This window comes from Alteromonas hispanica (assembly GCF_010500915.1).
Lineage (GTDB): Bacteria > Pseudomonadota > Gammaproteobacteria > Enterobacterales > Alteromonadaceae > Alteromonas > Alteromonas hispanica.
The window spans coordinates 246,040-266,194 of sequence record NZ_JAAAWP010000002.1 but is presented as its reverse complement, the minus strand read 5'-3'; the positions used below and the strand labels follow the sequence as shown (position 1 = coordinate 266,194).

The 20,155-nt window shown below is 45.1% G+C and carries 20 protein-coding genes; 2 read left to right on the top strand and 18 right to left on the bottom strand.

Annotation, left to right across the window (positions count from 1 at the left end; genetic code table 11):
* Nucleotides 1–135 precede the first annotated feature (135 nt).
* The 3 genes from betI to GTW09_RS04115 all read right to left on the bottom strand — a co-directional run bounded on the left by betI (nt 136) and on the right by GTW09_RS04115 (nt 3,287).
* Entirely contained in the window at nt 136–714 is a 579-nt protein-coding gene (gene betI / locus GTW09_RS04125) for a transcriptional regulator BetI (protein WP_071979632.1), read from the bottom strand.
* A gap of 254 nt (nt 715–968) precedes the next feature.
* Entirely contained in the window at nt 969–2,612 is a 1,644-nt protein-coding gene (locus GTW09_RS04120; RefSeq protein ID WP_163110325.1) for a SulP family inorganic anion transporter, read from the bottom strand.
* Between the two features lie 12 nt (nt 2,613–2,624).
* On the bottom strand, nt 2,625–3,287 hold the full coding sequence (locus GTW09_RS04115) for a carbonic anhydrase (protein ID WP_163110323.1): 663 nt from the start codon (nt 3,285–3,287) through the stop codon (nt 2,625–2,627).
* Nucleotides 3,288–3,440: 153 nt separating this feature from the next.
* On the opposite strand from GTW09_RS04115, the gene GTW09_RS04110 reads away from it, so the two are divergent.
* Both GTW09_RS04110 and GTW09_RS04105 read left to right on the top strand, forming a co-directional pair.
* Nucleotides 3,441–4,382, top strand: a complete 942-nt coding sequence (locus tag GTW09_RS04110) for a hydrogen peroxide-inducible genes activator (protein ID WP_163110321.1) — start codon at nt 3,441–3,443, stop codon at nt 4,380–4,382.
* A gap of 11 nt (nt 4,383–4,393) precedes the next feature.
* Nucleotides 4,394–5,299 carry a LysR family transcriptional regulator gene (locus GTW09_RS04105; protein ID WP_163110319.1) on the top strand — a complete coding sequence of 302 codons (906 nt, stop codon included), beginning with the start codon at nt 4,394–4,396 and terminating at the stop codon, nt 5,297–5,299.
* Nucleotides 5,300–5,352: 53 nt separating this feature from the next.
* On the opposite strand, the gene ppnP is transcribed toward GTW09_RS04105, so the two are convergent.
* The 15 genes from ppnP to GTW09_RS04030 all read right to left on the bottom strand — a co-directional run bounded on the left by ppnP (nt 5,353) and on the right by GTW09_RS04030 (nt 20,154).
* Complete coding sequence (gene ppnP, locus GTW09_RS04100) at nt 5,353–5,637, bottom strand: pyrimidine/purine nucleoside phosphorylase (RefSeq protein ID WP_071979637.1); 285 nt, start codon at nt 5,635–5,637, stop codon at nt 5,353–5,355.
* 161 nt (nt 5,638–5,798) lie between these two features.
* Complete coding sequence (locus GTW09_RS04095; protein WP_163110317.1) at nt 5,799–6,383, bottom strand: DUF938 domain-containing protein; 585 nt, start codon at nt 6,381–6,383, stop codon at nt 5,799–5,801.
* A gap of 49 nt (nt 6,384–6,432) precedes the next feature.
* Nucleotides 6,433–9,057, bottom strand: a complete 2,625-nt coding sequence (gene metH / locus GTW09_RS04090) for a methionine synthase (RefSeq protein WP_163110314.1) — start codon at nt 9,055–9,057, stop codon at nt 6,433–6,435.
* Between the two features lie 9 nt (nt 9,058–9,066).
* Nucleotides 9,067–10,134 carry a homocysteine S-methyltransferase family protein gene (locus tag GTW09_RS04085; RefSeq protein ID WP_163110312.1) on the bottom strand — a complete coding sequence of 356 codons (1,068 nt, stop codon included), beginning with the start codon at nt 10,132–10,134 and terminating at the stop codon, nt 9,067–9,069.
* A gap of 3 nt (nt 10,135–10,137) precedes the next feature.
* Entirely contained in the window at nt 10,138–11,076 is a 939-nt protein-coding gene (gene metA / locus GTW09_RS04080; protein ID WP_071979638.1) for a homoserine O-acetyltransferase MetA, read from the bottom strand.
* A gap of 180 nt (nt 11,077–11,256) precedes the next feature.
* Nucleotides 11,257–11,691 carry a DUF2802 domain-containing protein gene (locus tag GTW09_RS04075; RefSeq protein WP_163110310.1) on the bottom strand — a complete coding sequence of 145 codons (435 nt, stop codon included), beginning with the start codon at nt 11,689–11,691 and terminating at the stop codon, nt 11,257–11,259.
* A gap of 71 nt (nt 11,692–11,762) precedes the next feature.
* Nucleotides 11,763–12,254 carry a chemotaxis protein CheW gene (locus GTW09_RS04070; RefSeq protein WP_071979640.1) on the bottom strand — a complete coding sequence of 164 codons (492 nt, stop codon included), beginning with the start codon at nt 12,252–12,254 and terminating at the stop codon, nt 11,763–11,765.
* Between the two features lie 16 nt (nt 12,255–12,270).
* Nucleotides 12,271–13,116, bottom strand: a complete 846-nt coding sequence (locus tag GTW09_RS04065) for a chemotaxis protein CheW (RefSeq protein ID WP_163110308.1) — start codon at nt 13,114–13,116, stop codon at nt 12,271–12,273.
* A 6-nt stretch (nt 13,117–13,122) separates the two neighbouring features.
* Nucleotides 13,123–13,887 (bottom strand): ParA family protein, encoded by a 765-nt coding sequence (locus GTW09_RS04060; protein WP_163110306.1) that lies wholly within the window; start codon nt 13,885–13,887, stop codon nt 13,123–13,125.
* Between the two features lie 29 nt (nt 13,888–13,916).
* Nucleotides 13,917–15,047 carry a protein-glutamate methylesterase/protein-glutamine glutaminase gene (locus GTW09_RS04055; protein WP_163110304.1) on the bottom strand — a complete coding sequence of 377 codons (1,131 nt, stop codon included), beginning with the start codon at nt 15,045–15,047 and terminating at the stop codon, nt 13,917–13,919.
* A gap of 47 nt (nt 15,048–15,094) precedes the next feature.
* On the bottom strand, nt 15,095–17,338 hold the full coding sequence (locus GTW09_RS04050) for a chemotaxis protein CheA (protein ID WP_163110302.1): 2,244 nt from the start codon (nt 17,336–17,338) through the stop codon (nt 15,095–15,097).
* A gap of 12 nt (nt 17,339–17,350) precedes the next feature.
* Nucleotides 17,351–18,106 (bottom strand): protein phosphatase CheZ, encoded by a 756-nt coding sequence (locus tag GTW09_RS04045; protein ID WP_163110300.1) that lies wholly within the window; start codon nt 18,104–18,106, stop codon nt 17,351–17,353.
* A gap of 34 nt (nt 18,107–18,140) precedes the next feature.
* Nucleotides 18,141–18,524: a chemotaxis response regulator CheY gene (gene cheY / locus GTW09_RS04040; RefSeq protein ID WP_025254383.1), complete on the bottom strand. Its 384-nt coding sequence runs from the start codon at nt 18,522–18,524 to the stop codon at nt 18,141–18,143.
* Nucleotides 18,525–18,559: 35 nt separating this feature from the next.
* On the bottom strand, nt 18,560–19,291 hold the full coding sequence (locus GTW09_RS04035) for an RNA polymerase sigma factor FliA (protein WP_071979646.1): 732 nt from the start codon (nt 19,289–19,291) through the stop codon (nt 18,560–18,562).
* Nucleotides 19,288–20,154: a MinD/ParA family protein gene (locus GTW09_RS04030; RefSeq protein WP_071979647.1), complete on the bottom strand. Its 867-nt coding sequence runs from the start codon at nt 20,152–20,154 to the stop codon at nt 19,288–19,290. Before GTW09_RS04030 ends, GTW09_RS04035 begins: the two co-directional genes overlap by 4 nt.
* Between the last annotated feature and the right edge of the window lies 1 nt (nt 20,155).

Sequence of the window (20,155 nt, the reverse complement as noted above, 5' to 3'; positions counted from 1 at the left end):
CTTTTTTATTGGGCCTAGGGTAATTTAGCGATGAAGTTACGTAAAAACGTTACCAGATCTGTAATGTAAGCCCCGGATTTGAATAGCACTTTTGATTTAGGTTTAAGGCTGATTAATAGCCTAAAATAACAAAACTTACGATTTGCCGTGTTGTGCTATCAAGTCTCTTACGTATTGTTTGATTCGAGTGACTGGCTCTGCAAAATCGCCGTGTCCAACGCTTCCCATAGAATAGCGTAACCAGTAGCCATCAATTAATGCAGACGTTGATGCCGCTGCATGTCTTGCATGTGCTTTTGGCAAAAGTTGACGGTAGCTAAAGGCTAAATTGCTCTCTAAACGCTTATGATTAATACATTGAAGCCTGTGCAAGTTTTCATTATGAAGTGAAAGAGCCCAAAAGTTAAACCATGTATTAGTTGCGGAGGCTGCCCCTTGCGTTTGAGAGAAGTTATTTTCGATTATAAAATCTATGCGAGCTAGAGGGTCTGAAATCTTTTTGGTTATTTTTAGCGCCTCTAAAAGATAACGCATCGTCGCTTCAATCAGGCCCTGCTTATCGCCGAAATAATGGCTTATAATGCCTGACGACAACCCGGCTCGTTTGCTAATTAAGCTAATTGTTGTGCCGTGATACCCCACTTCGGCCATGACAGCTAAGGTTGCATCTATTAACTGTTTTTTGCGAATCGATTCCATACCGACTTTGGGCATACTACCACTCCTGCTTATCAACTTAACGCGGGTCTCTGTGCGTTAAATGCCTCATAATTTTATGCACGCATTGTAAATATCAACACCCCTTTATTCCACTAACTTCACTCAGTAAGGCATAAAATGCGATTGTTGCACAAAAATAAACGACACAATTAAACTCACAAATAAAAAAGCTCCCTGTTCGTGAAGAACAGGGAGCTTTGTATATGAAACATTGCTTTAGCGGTCTACTCTTAACCGCGTAGCATCAATTAAGATTGAGCGGCTGCTTTTAAAGGCGCTTGATCGTCGGCATCACCATTACCGCCCACTTTCTTTTTTGCAAATACCAACGCTTCATGCAAAGTTTCAAAATTAGGTATGCCTGGATGAGCTTCATTCACCCCTTCTAAAACCTTGTTCAGCTTTTCATTGGCTCCGCACAATATTAACTGCCTACCTGCCGCTAGAGCATCAGAGGTTACCGTATCAACCGCCATTGCGGCAGAAACATCCATAAGCGGTACGCGAGAGAAGTCTAGAATAGTGAACTGAGAGCCTGCAGGCACTCGTTCGCGAACGCGATGGCCAAGGTCTGCTGCAGCACCAAAGCTTAGCGGGCCGCCAAAGCTAAAGATAGAAACCTTGTCTTTAAGCTCTTCAAACAATGCGTTCTCTTTCGGGTCGTTGAGCTCTTGAGGTATTTTTTGCAGCTCTTCAATTTGCAATTGCGCAACCTGCCTAACATACGCTAGCGCGCCAAGTACCACACCAACACCTACTGCGGTGATAAGGTCTACAAACACCGTTAAAGACAGCACTACTAGCATTAGAGCGAAGTCCCATCTTGGGCCTTTGTGAGCACGTTTTAGGTAACCCCAGTCAATGATGTCTAGGCCAACCTTGACCAGAATACCCGCAAGTACTGCGTGCGGTATCTGTGCTGCAAGTGGGCTAAGACCCAACACGATGGCAAGCAATACGAGTGCATGCACCATACCCGACACATTGTATTTACCGCCACTACGAATATTAACTACGGTACGCATGGTGGCACCTGCGCCAGCGATACCGCCAATTAAACCTGCAAATGTATTACCAATACCTTGACCAATAAGTTCTTTGTTACTGTCGTGGCGGGTACGCGTCATGTTATCCGCAACAAGAGACGTTAGCAGACTGTCTATTGCACCAAGCAACGCTAGTACGAACGCAGCTTCTATCACCAACCATAGTTTACTTTGGTCGAATACAGGTAGCTGTAAGCTTGGTAAACCCGTTGGAATATTTCCAAGCACAGGTACACTTAATGCCAAACTCACTAAGGTACCGATAATTAGTGCCGCTAAAGCACCAGGAACATACTTTCCTAGCGACGCAGGCCATTTATAAGCAATGATAAGCGTACCCAAACCAAGCGCTAGTGTAGAGAAATTGATATCGGCCAACGCGGTTGGAAGGTAAGAAAGGGCACCAATTGTTCCACCAGGAGGCTCATGGCCAAGCAATCGACCAATTTGCAGAATAATAATGATAGCGCCTATCCCTGACATGAAGCCAGATATCACTGGATAAGGAACAAGACGGATGTACTGTCCTACGCCAAATAATCCGAAGGCTATTTGGAAAACACCGGCTAGCATCACTGCTGTGAAAATTAAGCTAGCGTCACCTGATAGACTTGCAAACAAGCCCGCCAGCACAACAACCATAGGGCCCGTTGGACCAGAAATTTGAGCGGGTGTACCGCCAAAAAGTGCAGCGAAAAAGCCCACTGCAATTGCGCCGTACAGGCCAGCCATAGGCCCAAGACCTGAAGCTACACCCAGTGCTAGCGCTAAGGGCAATGCAACGATACCGGCGGTTAAACCACCAGTAAGATCACCCCTTAAATTTGAAAAATTAACTTTTACCACAAATGTTCCCTCTTATTCAGCAGCGTTTGCACGTTTAAATCTAGCTTCAGCTTCTGACTGATCCATAGTGATAAAGTCACCGGTTTCACTGCTATAACAAAGCATGTCACCGCTACCGATATTATACACCCAACCATGAAGTTCAACTTGACCCGTTGCAATTTTTGCTGCAACCGCAGGGTGAGTGCGAAGGTGTTGTATTTGTTGAAGTACATTTTCTTTGGTTACGGCTTCTAAATCGTCAATAGACAATTTATCGTGACCGCAGCGCTCTTTTACCACATCAGTGGCTGCACGGCAGTGACCTAGCCACTCTTTTACATGAGGTAGAGAATCAAGCCCTTCTGGGTTAATTGCCCCTTTCATAGCGCCGCAGTCTGTGTGTCCACAAACAACAATGTGAGAAACGCCTAACGCTGCAACGGCAAACTCGATAGACGCTGTCATACCGCCTGTTTGATTACTGTGCGGTGGCACGATGTTACCCGCATTACGGCAGATAAATAGCTCACCCGGCTCTGTCTGGGTCACTAAGTTGGGGTCGATGCGAGAATCTGAGCAGGTAATGAAAAGAACTTCTGGATTTTGACCATTAGCTAGCTTTTGAAAGGTCGCCTTTTTGCTAGGGTACACTTCCTTTTGAAATTTGGTAACACCTGAAAAAACATGATCCATAGAATACTCCCGGTATTTTAATAGTTATAATGATGTTAATACTCTAGTGTCACTTGATAGATTAATAGTTTAATATAGTAGCTCGTGATACCCAATTGCTATCACGCTAGCGTTTTTTATTGAAAAATATAGTCGAAAGTAGGAAATATCAGCATGCAATTAGGCGGCAAAGCCCCTTCGTTTAACCAGATACGCTACTTTGTAGCTGTTGCTAAATATCTCAATTTTCGACAGGCTGCCGGTGCACTAGGTATTAGCCAACCCACGCTGACTAGCCAAATAAATGCGTTGGAAGACACACTCAGTTTAACGCTTTTTGAGCGCTCCCGCACTGGAACCCTACTTTCACCGCAAGGTAAAGCCTTATTAGCGAGTGCAGAAGAGGTATTGCAATCAACTCAACGTTTTACCGAAATGGCTAGAGATCTGTCTAAAGGGGAAATCATTACCTATCGCCTCGGCATTCCACCTACACTAGGCCCTTATCTACTTCCGTTTGTGCTACCTGACTTACACAAACTTAAACCGGGGTTGAGATTTTACGTCAGGGAAGCCTCTCCAGATGATCTACAACACGGTTTATTACGAGGAGAATATGACCTGATTTTGTCGCCACTTTCGACAGAAAACTCCCAATTAATTACCTATCCCCTTTTCAAAGAGCCACTTAAATTTGTCACGCCTTCTGACCACTTCCTATCCGGTAAAGCCTTCGTGCAACCACAGGATATCAGTGGTGAAAAAATACTTACGCTGGAAGATAGACATCATTTCCATCATCAGGTACAGCGAATATGCGAAGATATTGGTGCAGATTTACAGCGTGATTACGAAGGAACGAGCTTAGATACATTGAGGCAAATGGTTGTGATGGGAATGGGAGTGGCATTTTTGCCCGGCCTTTATATTCACTCAGAACTGCACAAACCTGAGGCTCTGCATGTCTGTGAAATTGCAGATATGCCTATAGAAAGGCAGCATTCACTAGCATGGCGAAATACCTCACCAAGCAGACAAACATTCCGAGAGATATCCATAATTCTAAAGCGGATTATCGAGGCGAGACTGGCAGATGCTGTAAGTATGTGTGATTAGGGCTTTATTGAATGATTGATAGACAACACCTGCGTATTGTAAAAGCAATACAAACACACGGCACAATGACTGAAGCAGCTAAGTCGTTGTTTTTGACACAATCAGCGCTAAGTCATGCTATGAAAAAACTAGAGCATGAGTTTGACGTTCCTTTGTGGCAAAAAGAGGGAAGGCGTTTAATACTCACTCAGGCAGGAGAGAGTTTGCTGGGCCTGGCTCAGCGCATACTACCTCAGTTCGAACATACCGAATCGCAGCTTCGTAGATTTGCACAGGGAAAGCAGGGAATTTTGCGTATTGGTATGGAGTGCTACCCTTGTTTTGAATGGCTGCTCAAAATAGTGGCGCCTTTTTTAAAAGCGTTCCCAGATGTTGATGTGGATGTACGAAGGGCCTTTTCCTTTGGTGGGCTTCAGGCATTGCATGGGTATGATATTGATGTGTTGATCACCCCTGACCCTTTGCATTTAGATGCCATTACTTATACGCCCGTTTTTAGTTACGAGCAGGTATTAGTGATGCACAACGACCATGAACTGGGCGATAAAGCATTTATAACACCGCGAGATTTAGTTAAAGAAACACTTATTTCATATCCAGTAGAGAGAAGTCGGCTAGATATCTTTTCGCAATTTCTAACGCCTGCCAACGCGTCGGTGAAAAGCCATAAAACAATAGAAACGACTGAGATCATTTTACAAATGGTGGCGGCAGGCAGAGGAGTAACTGCGTTACCGAAATGGCTTGTAGAAGAATCGAAAGAATGTGAGAGCCTTATATATAGGTCTCTTGGCGAGAAGGGTTTAGAGAAAACCTTGTACGTGGGGCATAGGAAACAGTCAGATACACTAGGGTTTATTGACAGTTTCGTTGCTATGGCCATAGAGCAAGGTAAACAAGCAAAACGCACGGAGTAATGCCTCCGTGCACAATAACTATATATGTATAGAATACCTAGCTTACAATGCGCTTAGCTATAAAAACAAAGGTATGCCGAAGCTGACGACACTTTGACATCAAAAGACACATTCGCATCTACATTAAACTCGGTGCCCGCTGGAAAAGACTCCCAACTTTCACTGCCTGGTAGTTTTACTGTAAGTTCGCCCTCAACAACTTTCATAAGCTCTTTTTTGGTCGTATCGAAAGTATATTCCCCTGGCGACATAACGCCCGATGTACAAGGCCCGCTAGCCGATTCAAATGATATTGAGGTGACTTTGTTATCAAAGTAGTGATTCACTGCAAATGTCATGGTGTGTTCCTATCTGTGTTTTAAGAAAAAGAACGTTTTAAGTTAAAACGTCATTGTTGCATTGGCGGTTTTGCCGTGCGATTTGTCGCAATGCTTTAGAGCATTGCGTTTATGAGTTTATGTATGAAGAAAATTAGGGGGTTTACTAGCGCGCTTTTGACCTAGCTTTTAGTCCAAACGAGCATCATATTGTTTGCTGGCATCGATATTTGCTCACTAAGCGTTAAATTTGGCGCCCAACTCAACAGGTCGTCAATATCACGGTAACCGCCATAGCCTCGCTCAACAAGCGATTTATGAAATTCTTCATTACTTGCTGATGAAAAAGCCCCAGCTTGGGTAAAAGGCCCGTATTGGCAAAACACTCCCCCTTTGGGCAAGTGGTTCATTACCGATTTCATCAACAATTCTACTTCGTCTTTCTGCATTATATGGGCGGTATTGGCGCTAAAAACCCCGTCGAAACTACCTTCAGGAAATGAATCAACCCCAACGGTATAGGCTATTGGCTTCGATAAGTTGGGTAGTGAAGACTCACTTACCCATGCATTAATTCCGTCGTGATAATGTACTTGGTCGCTTGTTTGCCACAATAAATGAGGCAAATGAGCAGAAAAATATGACGCGTGTTGGCCAGTACCACTGCCAATTTCAAGCACCTGTTTACTGTTAGCAAACGCCCTTTTTAACACGTCTAAAATAGGGCGCTTGTTGTTTTCACATGCTTGACTAAATGGCTTATCCATAACTTTGTCATCCATTCTGATTATTAACGACAGCGGCAGTTAGCGGGCTCTAATCGCTTAAATTTGGCCCCAGCCATTTTTCAGCTTCTTCCAGCGTCCAGTTTTTACGCTTCGCATAGTCTTCAACTTGGTCAGCTTGAATTTTTGCTACTGCGAAGTATTTGGACTCTGGATGGGCAAAGTACCACCCGGACACTGACGCTCCCGGCCACATTGCGTAACTCTCGGTAAGTTTCATCCCGGTATGTTCCTGGGCAGCAAGCAGATCCCAAATAAGCTGCTTCTCAGTATGCTCTGGACATGCAGCATAGCCTGGCGCAGGTCTAATACCCTGGTACTTCTCTCTTATTAACTCATCGTTATTCAGAGTTTCATTTGGCGCATATCCCCAGTATTTCAGTCGAACCTGTTGATGTAGATATTCAGCAAAGGCCTCAGCGAGTCGATCAGCTACCGCTTTAACCATGATCCCGTTGTAATCATCGCCCGCTTTTATATAAGTGTCCGCTAGACTGTCTTCACCTATACCACTAGTCACTGCAAATGCACCGACATAATCGGCAATGCCGCTTTCTTTATCCGCAATAAAGTCGGCAAGGCAGTAGTTGGCAAATTTGTCCTTCTGGGTTTGCTGACGCAGGTGATGGGCGACGCCTTTCACAGTAGTGCGGCTCTCATCTGCGTAAATCTCAATATCATCCCCCAACCTATTGGCAGGGAACAACCCAATAACCCCTTTTGCCTGCAAGCTTTTATCTGCAATGATTTTGTCTAGCATTGCGTTCGCATCGGCAAACAGTGAAGTTGCCTCTTCACCGACCACCTCATCATCTAGAATACGGGGGTACTTACCCGCCAGTGACCAAGTTAAAAAGAAAGGAGTCCAATCTATGTATTCACGCAATGTGGCTAGATCAGCGGTAATAGGTGTCACACCAAGCTTTGCAGGTGTTACCGGCGGTGTGGAAAAATCAACCTGACAGCTGTTCTCCCGCGCTTTTTCTAACGTGACGGGTTTACTGCGCGGCTTCTTGCGCGCGTGTTGCTCGCGCACGGTATCGTATTCTTTCGCTAGCTCTTTCGCATAGATATCTCTAGAGCCTTTATTGAGTAGCTTCTGGCACACTCCCACGGCGCGGCTTGCATTAGGTACATAAGCAACCGGTGCGTGATAATTCTGCTCTATTTTCACTGCGGTGTGAGCTTTAGACGTGGTAGCTCCGCCAATTAACAGCGGCATATCAAAGCCCTGTCGCTCCATTTCTTTTGCCACGTGTACCATTTCATCGAGAGATGGGGTGATAAGGCCCGACAAACCTATCATGTCCACATTCTCTTCTTTGGCTTTTTGAAGAATATTTGCAGCGGGTACCATCACACCCATATCGATGACTTCAAAGTTATTACATTGCAGTACAACACCTACGATATTCTTACCAATGTCGTGTACATCACCTTTTACCGTTGCGAGCAATATCTTCCCATTACTCTTATTGTCATCTGACTTTTCTGCTTCGATGTAGGGCTGCAAGTGAGCAACCGCTTTTTTCATAACTCGCGCAGACTTCACAACCTGTGGCAAAAACATTTTGCCTTCACCAAACAAGTCCCCTACTACATTCATGCCATCCATCAATGGCCCTTCAATAACATGAAGAGGACGCTCTGCTTGCTGTCGAGCCTCTTCAGTATCGACAATAATATAGTCGGTAATACCCTTTATGAGAGCGTGTTCTAAACGCTTGTTTACACTCTGCTCTCGCCATGAGAGATCTTCTTTTGCAGCGGCTTTGCCGTCGCCCTGAAACTGTGGCGCAATATCTAACAAGCGCTCTGTGCCATCGCTGCGTCTATTTAAAATAACGTCTTCTACAGCTTCGCGAAGCGCTTGTGGAATTTCGTCATAAACTTCAAGCTGACCCGCGTTAACTATTGCCATATCCATACCGGCTCTAATAGCGTGGTATAAGAATACAGAGTGCATGGCCTCGCGAACCGGGTTGTTGCCGCGAAAAGAGAACGAGATATTCGATAAACCGCCTGATATATGGGAGTGAGGGCAAGTTTGGCGAATAACGCGAGTGGCTTCAATAAAATCTACAGCGTAGTTGTCGTGTTCTTCAATACCCGTTGCTACAGCAAAAATGTTGGGATCGAAGATAATATCTTCTGGAGGGAAACCAATTTCTTCTGTTAGAACCTTATAGCTTCGCTGACAAATTTCTACTTTACGCGCTTGCGTATCTGCCTGTCCCTTTTCGTCGAAGGCCATTACTACCGTTGCAGCGCCATAGCGTTTAATTTTCTTTGCTTGGGCGAGAAATACCTCTTCACCTTCTTTTAAGCTGATAGAGTTAACGATAGCTTTACCTTGGACACATTTCAGTCCAGCTTCAATCACGTCCCATTTTGAAGAGTCAATCATAATAGGTACACGACTAATATCAGGCTCAGACGCAATAAGATTTAAAAACGTCACCATTGCCTGCTTAGAATCAAGCATGGCCTCGTCCATGTTGATATCTATTATTTGTGCCCCGCTCTCGACTTGCTGGCGTGCAACGTCTAAGGCAGCTTCATAATCGCCTTCTAATATAAGTCGTTTAAAGCGAGCTGAACCGGTAACGTTCGTTCGCTCACCAATATTAATAAATGTAGAAAATCCTGCGCTCATATTGCCCTCCTAGTGTACAAACGGCTCTAGGCCTGACAGACGCATTTTTGGTTCAAAAGCTGGTACTTCTCGAGGTTTAATGTCTGCTACTGCCTCTGCAATATCCCGAATATGATCGGGCGTGCTACCACAGCACCCCCCCACAATATTAACCAGCCCTGACTCAGCCCATTCTTTGATATGTGTGGCCATTTCAGGCCCTTCCATATCATATTCTCCGAACTCGTTTGGTAACCCTGCATTAGGGTGGGCAGAAATAAAGCATTCGGCGATAGCCGCTACTTCGTCAACATACTGACGGAGCAAGTCTGGACCCAGTGCGCAATTAAGGCCGAAAGAAAACGGGTTAACATGACGCATCGAATAATAAAACGCTTCCGCTGTTTGGCCAGAAAGCGTGCGACCGGAGGCATCGGTAATTGTGCCCGATACCATGACTGGTAAGGTAACGCCTACTTTTTCAAATGTTTGCTCAACCGCAAACGCCGCTGCTTTTGCATTTAATGTATCGAAAATAGTTTCCAGCATAATGAGGTCGGCTCCGCCCTCAATTAGCGCTTCTGTTGATTCACTGTAAGCCTCCACCAATTCATCGAAGGTAACATTGCGTTTCCCGGGGTCATTAACATCCGGAGAAATCGATGCCGTGCGATTAGTGGGCCCTAGCACGCCAGCAACAAAACGAGGTTTATCTGGTGTTTTAGCGGTATATTCTGCTGCCGCCTTTTTAGCTAGCTTTGCTGCCGCCACGTTTATGTCGCGAGATGTGGCCTGCATATCATAGTCGGCCATAGCGATAGTGGTGGCGTTAAACGTGTTTGTTTCGATAATGTCAGCGCCTGCATCTAAATAATCACAATGGATTTGATAAATAATATCAGGCTGAGTGAGGACAAGAAGATCGTTATTACCTTGAACATCGCAATGCCAGTTAGCAAACTGTTCACCGCGGTAATCAGCCTCTTCCAGTTTGTGCTGTTGGATCATGGTGCCCATAGCACCATCAAGCACTAAAATTCTTTCCTTTGCTGCACCGGCTAAACTTGCCTGTGCATTTGAATCAAAAACGTTTTTCACTCATTACCTCTTTGGCTGTGATTTTTCAGCTAACTGACTCAGATCGTAAGGTGTAGTTTGGTAAACGTAATAGTTTAACCAATTTGTAAATAACAAACTTCCATGAGAGCGCCACTGAACTATTGGCGACTTGGTTGGGTCGTTGTCAGTGAAATAATTTTTAGGTATCGCCGGGTTTTGACCCGAGTTCAGATCCCGTAAATATTCATCTTTCAACGTCTCTGCTTCGTACTCAGGGTGTCCGGTGACAAACACCATTCGCTTGTCTTCAGACGCTACAATATAGGCTCCAACTTCATCCGACTCGGCTACAACGTTAAGCCCCTCTACACCGTTATACAGTGAGGTATCGATATGGCCATAGCGAGAATGTGGCGCTGAAAATGTTGGGTCGAACCCTCTGAGTAATTCGTTGTTCGGGTCGTTGACGTTATGCTGATAAACACCTGAAAACTTTTCTTCTCGCAGCTGCCGCGTTACCCCGTAAAAATGATACATAGCTGCATGTGCAGCCCAGCATAAGTAAAGCGTAGAATTAACGTGACGCTGAGCCCACTCTAGAATTGTTGTCATATTATCCCAGTATTTCACGTCTTCATAGTCGAGTAGCGCAAGGGGGGCACCAGTTACAATTAAACCATCGTATTTTTTGTTCGCCACACTGGAAAACTCGTGATAAAACGCATCCATGTGCGACTGCGGCGTATTTTTGGGCGCCTGATTGTCAATGCGAATAAAATCTACATTGATTTGAAGGGGAGTATTCGACAGCAAGCGCAACAGCTGCACTTCAGTCTCAATTTTGTTTGGCATTAAATTAAGAATGCCAACTTCAAGAGGGCGAATTTCCTGACTTGATGCTCTATCCATATCCATGGTGAATATATTTTCACCCAGTAAGACATTCTGAGCAGGAAGTTGCACAGGAATACGGATTGGCATAATTAACTCCAGTCGAAGATTGCGATGACTGTATTGTGGCGAATACTATGAATATGTCAACATCTTTACGTCTAGACGTCTAAACAGAAAGTGAGTGCCTGCCGAGAGTGCTACAAAAATTAGTTATCCGCTAGCGCACTGAAGGTGAGCAATTAACGGCTCATATATTCGTGATATTCACTATTTTTGCGACTTGTGAACCATTACCAACATTTCGGCTTCAGCACGAGGTATATCACAAGACTCTATGATTTCTTCTATACTCGCACCTTTTTTAACTAGATCTGCAGCACGCTGATATAACTTTAAAGAAGGATCTTGAAATTTGAGGTCGCGAACCTGACTTTCCAGCTCTTGTTGTTTTTCTTCAATGCGTTGTAAATGCTTGCTTATTACCAAACTTCTCGCCTGCGCTTCTGTTTGTTGATTATTCGCATCGGTTACTTTTGTTGACATCACTGCAAGTTCGCTTGTCATGCTACCCTGCAATTCTTTTAACAACCCAGCCGTGCGGCGTAAGTTTGCGTATAACACGCAAGTAACCGCAATAAGCCCAAGAAGGACAACAGCAATGATAATTTCGACAAGAGAAGGAGCAGCAAGCTGCAAATCCATGTGCTACACACCTAACTGAGGAAGAGATACAAAGAAAAAGCTGACGCAATCAGCGTCAGCTTCGCTTTAAATTAAATACTACTTAGTTCATCCCATTCTTCGTCGCTTAGTAACTTGTTCAAGTCAACAAGAATAAGAAGCTCGCCATCGCGATTACTAACACCTTGAATGAACTTAGCACTTTCTTCAGTGCCCACGTTAGGCGCACTGTCGATTTCAGAAGATTTCAAGTAAACCACTTCTGCTACGCTGTCCACCAGTATGCCGACCACCTGCTCGTCTGACTCGATAATAACAATTCTTGTATTATCGGTAACTTCCGTAGGCGGTAAACCAAAGCGCGCTCGCGTATCAATAACGGTAACCACGTTACCACGCAGATTGATGATACCCAATACATAGTCAGGCGCGCCCGGAACCGGTGCTATCTCGGTATAACGCAGGACTTCTTGTACCTGCATAACATTAATACCGTATGTCTCATCACCTAGGCGATACGTCACCCATTGAAGGACTTCATCGTTGGTGTCCGTACCGTTATTTTTCATTTTTTCATCGCTCATGAACCTGGCTCCCGTACTATGGCGTCTGGTCGTTGCTGCCTAAGCCTTTGTTAAGCATAGATATTAATTCTTCAACGTCAATTAATGCACACATCTTTTCTTTAACCATCCCTGCTAACCAAGGACGTTTACCTGTAGATTCGCGCCATTTGACATCATCTTTTGTTAAATTAACGGTGTTTACCAGCTTTTCGCTAGCCAACCCCCATGCACTTTCTCCCAACATGATTAGGTAACGATAGTCGAGAGATTCAGCAAGTGCCTCGTTATATTTCTCTGGCATCACCCACTTCGCTGAGTCTACTACATTCAGTTTAGACTCTCTGTGTAACATTACACCCATAAACCAGTCTGGTTTTCCAAAAAGTGGTGCAATTTTATCAATTTGGTGGATACCACCAAGCGTAGTTAATGGAACCGCAAGTGTTAAACCCGCCACCTCAAAGAATAATGCTTGAAAGCGAAAATCTAGACTATCCTTTAGTGCAATTTTTGTTTGCGCATGTGCGGCGTTTTCATCTGCTGGAGTGATATCGTCTTCAACACGAGTTTCTCGTATTTGCACTTCTTCGGTATTCAGCTCATCTTCTACAGTAGTGCTTTTTTCTGACGCTACCGCAGGCTCAATTATTTCAACATTCTGCGAAAGCGGAACATCACTTTTGACAAGAGGTTCATTAGCGATATGCTGTGATGCCTGCTCTAAAAGTTTGGCAGCTCTTACTGTTGCATCATCCATTTCCACATTATCGGACACTACCTGATTTGCACTGACACCTACTGATACAGCGGGCTCTTTAAGCAGGCTATCTAGGTAGTCTTCCATAACGTCTTCACGGGCAAATGGAGATTGCTTACTCATTGCTATTTATTTCTCCAACTCTTCGAGCAGTTTTCCATAAGCTGCGACGCCTCTGGTTTTGGGATACGCCGCTGATATTGGTAATTGAACCAAACTCGCATCTCGAAAATGCGTGTCTACCGGAATAACACCATGCCAAACTCGTTCACCATAGTCGTTCATCAATCGCTTTCGCGATGCTAAAGCGGCGTTTGTTCTTTTATCGAACATGGTTGGAATAATGCACGTATCGAAGGATTTACCTAATGAACGCCCCATTATCTCCATTGTGCGGATCATCCTGTCCAACCCCTTTAGCGCTAAATATTCTGTTTGCGTGGGTACAATCACCTTATCGCATGCAGCCAGAGCATTCACCATTAAAACACCGAGTACAGGCGGGCAATCAATAATGGCAACGTCGAATTCATGGTAGACCTTCGCGAGTGCTTTTTTCAGCACCAACCCCATACCCTGTTCGCTTCCCATGGTTCTATCGAGAGTGGCAAGGGCCATAGTTGCCGGTAAAACATAAAGATTATCTAGCTTTGTTGGGCACAAACAATCCATTACGTTATCGGCAGTAAGACTACTGGACTTGATAAAAATATCGTAAACAGATTGACTTAGCGCCTCAGCATCAATGCCAAAATAGTAACTTAGCGAAGAGTGAGGGTCGGTATCAATCAACAGTACCCGTTTTCCTTGCTGCGCTAGCAAGCCGCCCAAGCTTACCGTGGTGGTTGTTTTTCCTACCCCACCCTTTTGATTCGCGACTGTCCACACTTTCATGACAACAAACCCACTAGGCTATCCATTCACTACATCATTTCTGTAAGAATACAGCTGCTCATATCATCAACATTTATATTTTGAGTCGAGATATTTGCCACAGCAACCGCTTGGGGCATTCCGTACACCACGCAAGAGTCTTGATCTTGGGCCCAAATTGTAGCGCCCTTTTCTTTGAGCTTTCTGCAACCTTCTCGACCGTCTGCGCCCATTCCCGTTAAGATAATGCCTAAAACATCTCCAGAGAAAGCTCTCTCTAACGAACTGAATGTCAAATCGACACTAGGTTTGTAATTTACTTTATCTGCAATGCTTGCATCTACAATTGAAATCTTTTTCTGACTGCCCACAGTCTCTATTAGCATTTGCTTTCCGCCGGGCGCTAAGTAGGCTTGTCCAGGCATGAGGATGTCACCATGTTCTGCCTCTTTCACGCTAATATCACAATTCGCGTCTAGGCGCTGGGCAAAGGCCGTGGTAAAGGTTCCTGGCATGTGCTGTACCAGCAGAATTGGATATGGAAAATCTGCTGGCAAAGGCATAAGTACCTTCTGCAGAGCTACTGGACCGCCCGTTGAGGCACCAATAGCTAAACATTTATACCGCTTCCCTGACGCTCTGACCGAGGACACAGTTGGCTGCTTTGCCGCATCTTTGTGCCCAGAAAGTAAACCTGACGTTTTAAAAAACGCCTGTTTAGGTGCGTTAGGCGGTAATCGACGGGTTTCCTGTGAGCGAAATGTTGGACGCTTTAACCCAATCCCTCTACGCGCAATGAGTCTCACCTTGGTGCATAACAAACGTGTGGCATCTTTGCGGTCTTGCGATATATCTTCAAACTTTTTCGGTAGGAAATCGAGTGCGCCAGCTTCAAGCGCATCAAGCGTGGCTTGAGCCCCATGATGCGTTAATGAAGAAAACATGAGAATAGGAATAGGCTTTTTTGCCATAATAGCCTTCACCGCAGTGATACCATCCATCACCGGCATCTCAACATCCATTGTGATCACATCTGGAGACAATGCGTCAATTTTATCTAACGCATCTCTACCATTTCTCGCTTCACCTACAACCTCTAACTCTCTATCTTCGTCTAAAATTTCTTTCACTCGACGACGATAAAATGTTGAGTCGTCCACGACCAGGACTTTAAAGACCATGGATTACTGTTCCTATTGTTTGTAAGCCTTTGTTATTAAGATTACTGTTAGGGCTTACGAGCATACCGTTTTAGAAGGCTCGGAATATCTAAAATAAGCGCTATACCGCCATCTGACGTAATTGTTGCGCCTGCCATACCAGGTGTTCCTTGCAATAATGCATCAAGCGGTTTAATGACTACCTCTTCTTGACCTATTAGCGCATCAACCACAAAACCCACTTGACGAGTGCCCACCTGAACCACAACCACGTGGCCTTTTTCTCTATCTATTGATTTTTGGCCTCGAATCAGCCAATCGCCAAGGAAGAAGAGCGGTATAGCTTTTGAGCGAACAATCATGGTTAGCTGGCCATCAACTGTGTTGGTCTTTTTGATGTCCATATTAATAATTTCGCTTACTGAGCCCAAGGGCAAAGCGAAGGTTTGTTTACCCACGATGATCATAAGCGTTGGCAATATTGCCAGCGTCAGCGGTACTTTTATTTCTAAACGGGTACCTTTACCAAGCTGTGAGTCGATATTAACCGTACCGTTGAGTTGATTGATTTTGGTTTTCACCACATCCATACCAACGCCACGACCCGATATGTCACTTATCTCTGTCTTTGTAGAAAAACCTGGTGCGAAGATAAGGTTAAAAGCTTCCACATCTGACATACGTGCTGCCGCGTCTGCGTCTAGTACGCCGCGATTGATCGCAATCTCTTTTAGCTTCTCTGGGTCCATCCCCTTACCATCATCTTCGATAGTAAGCAGTATGTGGTCACCTTCTTGAGAAGCAGAAAGCTTAACCGTCCCCATTCGTGGTTTGCCAGCCGCAGCACGTTCATCCGGCATTTCAACGCCGTGATCCACGGAGTTTCTCACCAAGTGAACAAGTGGATCGGCCAATGCTTCTACCAGATTTTTATCTAAATCTGTTTCTTCACCTACAAGTTCTAGCGTAATTTCTTTTTTAAGGCTTCGCGCCAAATCCCTTACAACTCGAGGAAAACGACCGAATACTTTCTTGATAGGCTGCATTCGGGTTTTCATTACCGCACCTTGAAGGTCGCCGGTAACAACGTCTAAGTTTGCTATCGCCTTAGACATGCTTTCGTCACTGGTGTTAATGCCGAGACTAATTAAGCGATTTCGCACTAATACCAATTCGCCTACCATATTCATAATCTGGTCGAGACGCTTGGTATCTACACGAACTGTCGTTTCAGCAGGTGGCGAAGATGGTGATTTTTTGTCGTCTTTTTTAGCGCCTTCACGGCTTGGCGCTTTTGGCTCTGCTTTGGCAGCAGCTGGTGCAGGTGTGCTCGCTGGAGTGGGTGACGCCTGCTTGGCCTTTTGAATCGCGTCAGTCGCTGCTTTGTCCACAGCAGGCTCTGGTGCTTTCGCCGCTGCCGCTTCTGGTGCACTTGATGCTTGGTTTGTGGGGCCTTGTCCTGAACCATGAAGCTGATCTAACAGAGCCTCAAACTCGTCATCGGTGATTTCATCATCGCTTGATGAAGCATTTTGGGCTGGTGGTGCGGCTGGCGCTGCAGGTTCTTCTGCTGCGCTAAATTTGCCTTTGCCGTGAAGGTCGTCAAGGAGAGCTTCAAATTCGTCGTCGGTAATATCTTCTGCGTTGCTGTCTGAAGCTGAAGTACTGCCCGCGCTGGGAGTTGGTGCAGCTTCTTGCTTAGGCGAAGTACTCTTACCTGGCGCAGATGAGCCGTGTAGCTCATCGAGTAAAGCTTCAAACTCGTCTTCGGTGATTTCGTCAATTTCACCGTCGCCTTTTGAGGTATTGTCACTTGATGAAGATGGCGTCGCTTCAACCAACTCCAGTTCAGGCTCCGAACTGAAATCAGGTTCAGCAGCTTGTGGAGCGGGAGCATCATCAAAAATTTCCTCGTCTGGTGTTTCTGGGCGACTTAACTTATGCAATTTGTCTACAAGCTGTGCATCAGCCGGCTCAAGCGGCTCCTGCGCTTTAACTTTCTCAAACATGTCAACAACGACATCAGTAGCCTGCAGAATAATATCCATTAGCTCTGGTGTCAGTGTGCGCTGTCCGTTTCTCATTACGTCAAAAACGTTTTCAGCACCATGACAAATTTCAACAAGCTCAGTGAGGGACAAAAACCCCGCACCACCTTTTACCGTGTGATATCCGCGAAAAATTGCATTTAGCAAATTCGCATCTTCAGGATTGTTCTCAAGATCAACGAGCTGTTCTTGTAATTGTTCAAGTATCTCTCCGGCCTCAACCAAAAAGTCCTGTAGTATTTCCTCGTCAACATCAAACGACATGCGCCCGCTCCCCTAAAAACCTAAGCTAGACAGAAGATCATCAACATCATCTTGGCCAGATACAACATCATCGCGAGACTCAGCGTCAATAATTGGCCCTTCTGCTTGTACACCATCAACCTTATCGGCTTTGCTAGGTAATGGTTTAGTTTGTTCTGAACCGTCCCGCTCACCAAACATGGTAAGCATGTTAACTAAGCTTTCTTCGACTTCTTTCACTAAGTCGATAACACGGCGAATTACCTGACCGGTAAGGTCCTGATAACCTTGTGCCATCAGCACTTCAGTCAACAACTGCGTAAGTTTAGCTGACTGAGAAGCCCCCTCCTCTAGCAATTCGTCTAAATCTTTGCACAAGGCCTTGAATTCGCCCACTTCAATTTGCCTTGTCATGAGCTTTTTCCACTCTGGCATCACATTCTCTATGCGAGATGAAAGCAACTCGGCAATTGGCATGCTGGCTTCAACCGCATCCATTGTAGTATTAGCAGCTTTTTCAGTTTCTTCAATAACGTAAGTTAGGCGGGTTTGTGCGTCAGGGATATCATCTGTGGCTAAATTCTTGATGCGATCATCTATTTGAAAGTTGTTTAACGCGTCGTGAAGTTGACGGGTAAGCTTTCCAACCTCGGCAAAAAGCTCTACGTTTTCTTTCATCGACGCTGCTTCAAAGAGCGCATTGGCTGAAGCGTTATCCCCAGCTTCAAGATAAACAACAAGCTGTTTAGCTTCTTCTAGTGATAATGGAACGTTTGCATTCGTTGTCATCCAGTAAACCTCGTTTCTCTGGTGAGCGTCTGGATCAACCTAAACGTTCGAATATTTTATCTAACTTTTCTTTTAACGTAGCGGCTGTGAAAGGCTTAACTACGTAGCCATTAACCCCAGCTTGCGCTGCGGCAACAATCTGCTCTTTCTTCGCTTCCGCCGTTACCATCAGTACCGGCAGGTGCTTAAGTTTATCGTCGGCACGAATTGCACGAAGCAAATCGATACCCTGCATACCCGGCATATTCCAGTCGGTCACAACAAAATCGAAATCACCCTGTTGTAGCATGGGTAACGCCGTACTTCCGTCGTCCGCTTCCTGGATGTTTGCGAAACCCAAATCTTTTAATAGGTTTTTAATGATACGTCTCATGGTAGAGAAATCGTCTACCACAAGAATCTTCATGCTCTTATCCAAAATAGCCTCCATTGAGGGGTTAATTGTTTTAATTTCTATTCTTCGTCAGCTCGCCACGACTTCATTCGTGATTTGAGTTTTAACATGGCCTGACTATGAATTTGACTCACTCTCGATTCACTTACATCAAGAACTTCACCAATTTCTCTAAGATTCAGTTCTTCATCATAGTACAAGGAAAGCACTATCGCTTCTCGTTCGGGTAAAGTAGTGATTGCTTGGGCCAATGATTTTTGAAACGCGCCTTGCATCAGGTCTTCAAGGGGAGCATCGCTTCCTCGACTTTGCTCGGTAGTGATAACGTCCTCAGAGACACCTAAATCTTCAATCCCAACTAACTTCCCTGCGTTTACCTCATTGAGCATCTGATGATAATCTTGCAAACTCACGTTAAGTTTAGTGGCAATATCAACATCTCTTGCATCTCTGCCCGTTTCGCTTTCAACTTGCGAAATCGCTTCTGTAATCGCCCGTCCATTTCGATGAACAGAGCGCGGAGTCCAATCTCCTTTGCGGATTTCATCTAGCATAGCACCGCGGATACGAATGCCTGCGAAGGTCTCAAAACTTGCCCCCTTCGAACCGTCAAAGTTCCGTGCAGCTTCTAACAGGCCAATCATTCCAGACTGAATAAGATCGTCAACAAGCACACTTGCTGGCAATCTTGCCATTAAGTGATGTGCTATGCGCTTCACTAGGGGCGCATGTCGCTCTACTAACTGCGACTTATCAGTTTGTTGTTGATAAGCGGCCGCCTTACTATTCAACGTTGATTCCCTACTGCTTTTTCTGCGATTAACTGCTCAATAAAAAATTCTAAGTGTCCGCCAGGCTGAGTTGGGATTGGCCAGGATGCCGCCCTATTAGCTAGCTGACTAATTGCTACTGATGCTGGTGAACCTGGGTAAGCATCAACAATAGCTGTTTGTTTTCTCACCGCACGACGAATATTTTCATCAAATGGTATGGTTGCCACTAATTCTAGCGCAACATCTAAGAAGCGCCCGGTAACTTTACTTAGCTTGCTGAAAAGCTCTTGGCCTTCACGCACATCTCTAACCATGTTGGCGACTACTTTAAACCGAAAAACCCCGTGTTCGCGGTTGAGTAGTTTTATAAGCGCATACGCATCGGTAAGTGATGTGGGCTCATCACACACCACTACCATGATGTCCTGAGAGGCTTTTGCAAAGCTTAGCACCATATCTGAGATACCGGCCGCGGTATCAACAAGCAATACGTCTATCGGCGAGCGCAGTTCGCTGAATGCACGAATAAGACCCGCATGCTGTGTTGTAGACAACTCTGCCATCGACTGAGTGCCTGATGTAGCAGGCGCAATCTTTATACCGTGAGGGCCAGTGACAAGTACATCGTCTAAGGTGCATTCACCAGACAAAACGTGAGAAAGGTTTTTTTCAACGCGAAGCCCTAACATGACGTCTACGTTTGCCAATCCTAAATCGGCATCGAGCACCATCACACGTTTGCCCTGCTTAGCCATAGCAATTGCCGTGTTAAGCGTGATATTTGTTTTACCAACGCCACCTTTGCCTCCGGTGACGGCGATAACTTTGATTAACCGTGATTGCTTCATTTTTCTTAAGCTACTCGCTTGGTCGTCAATCATA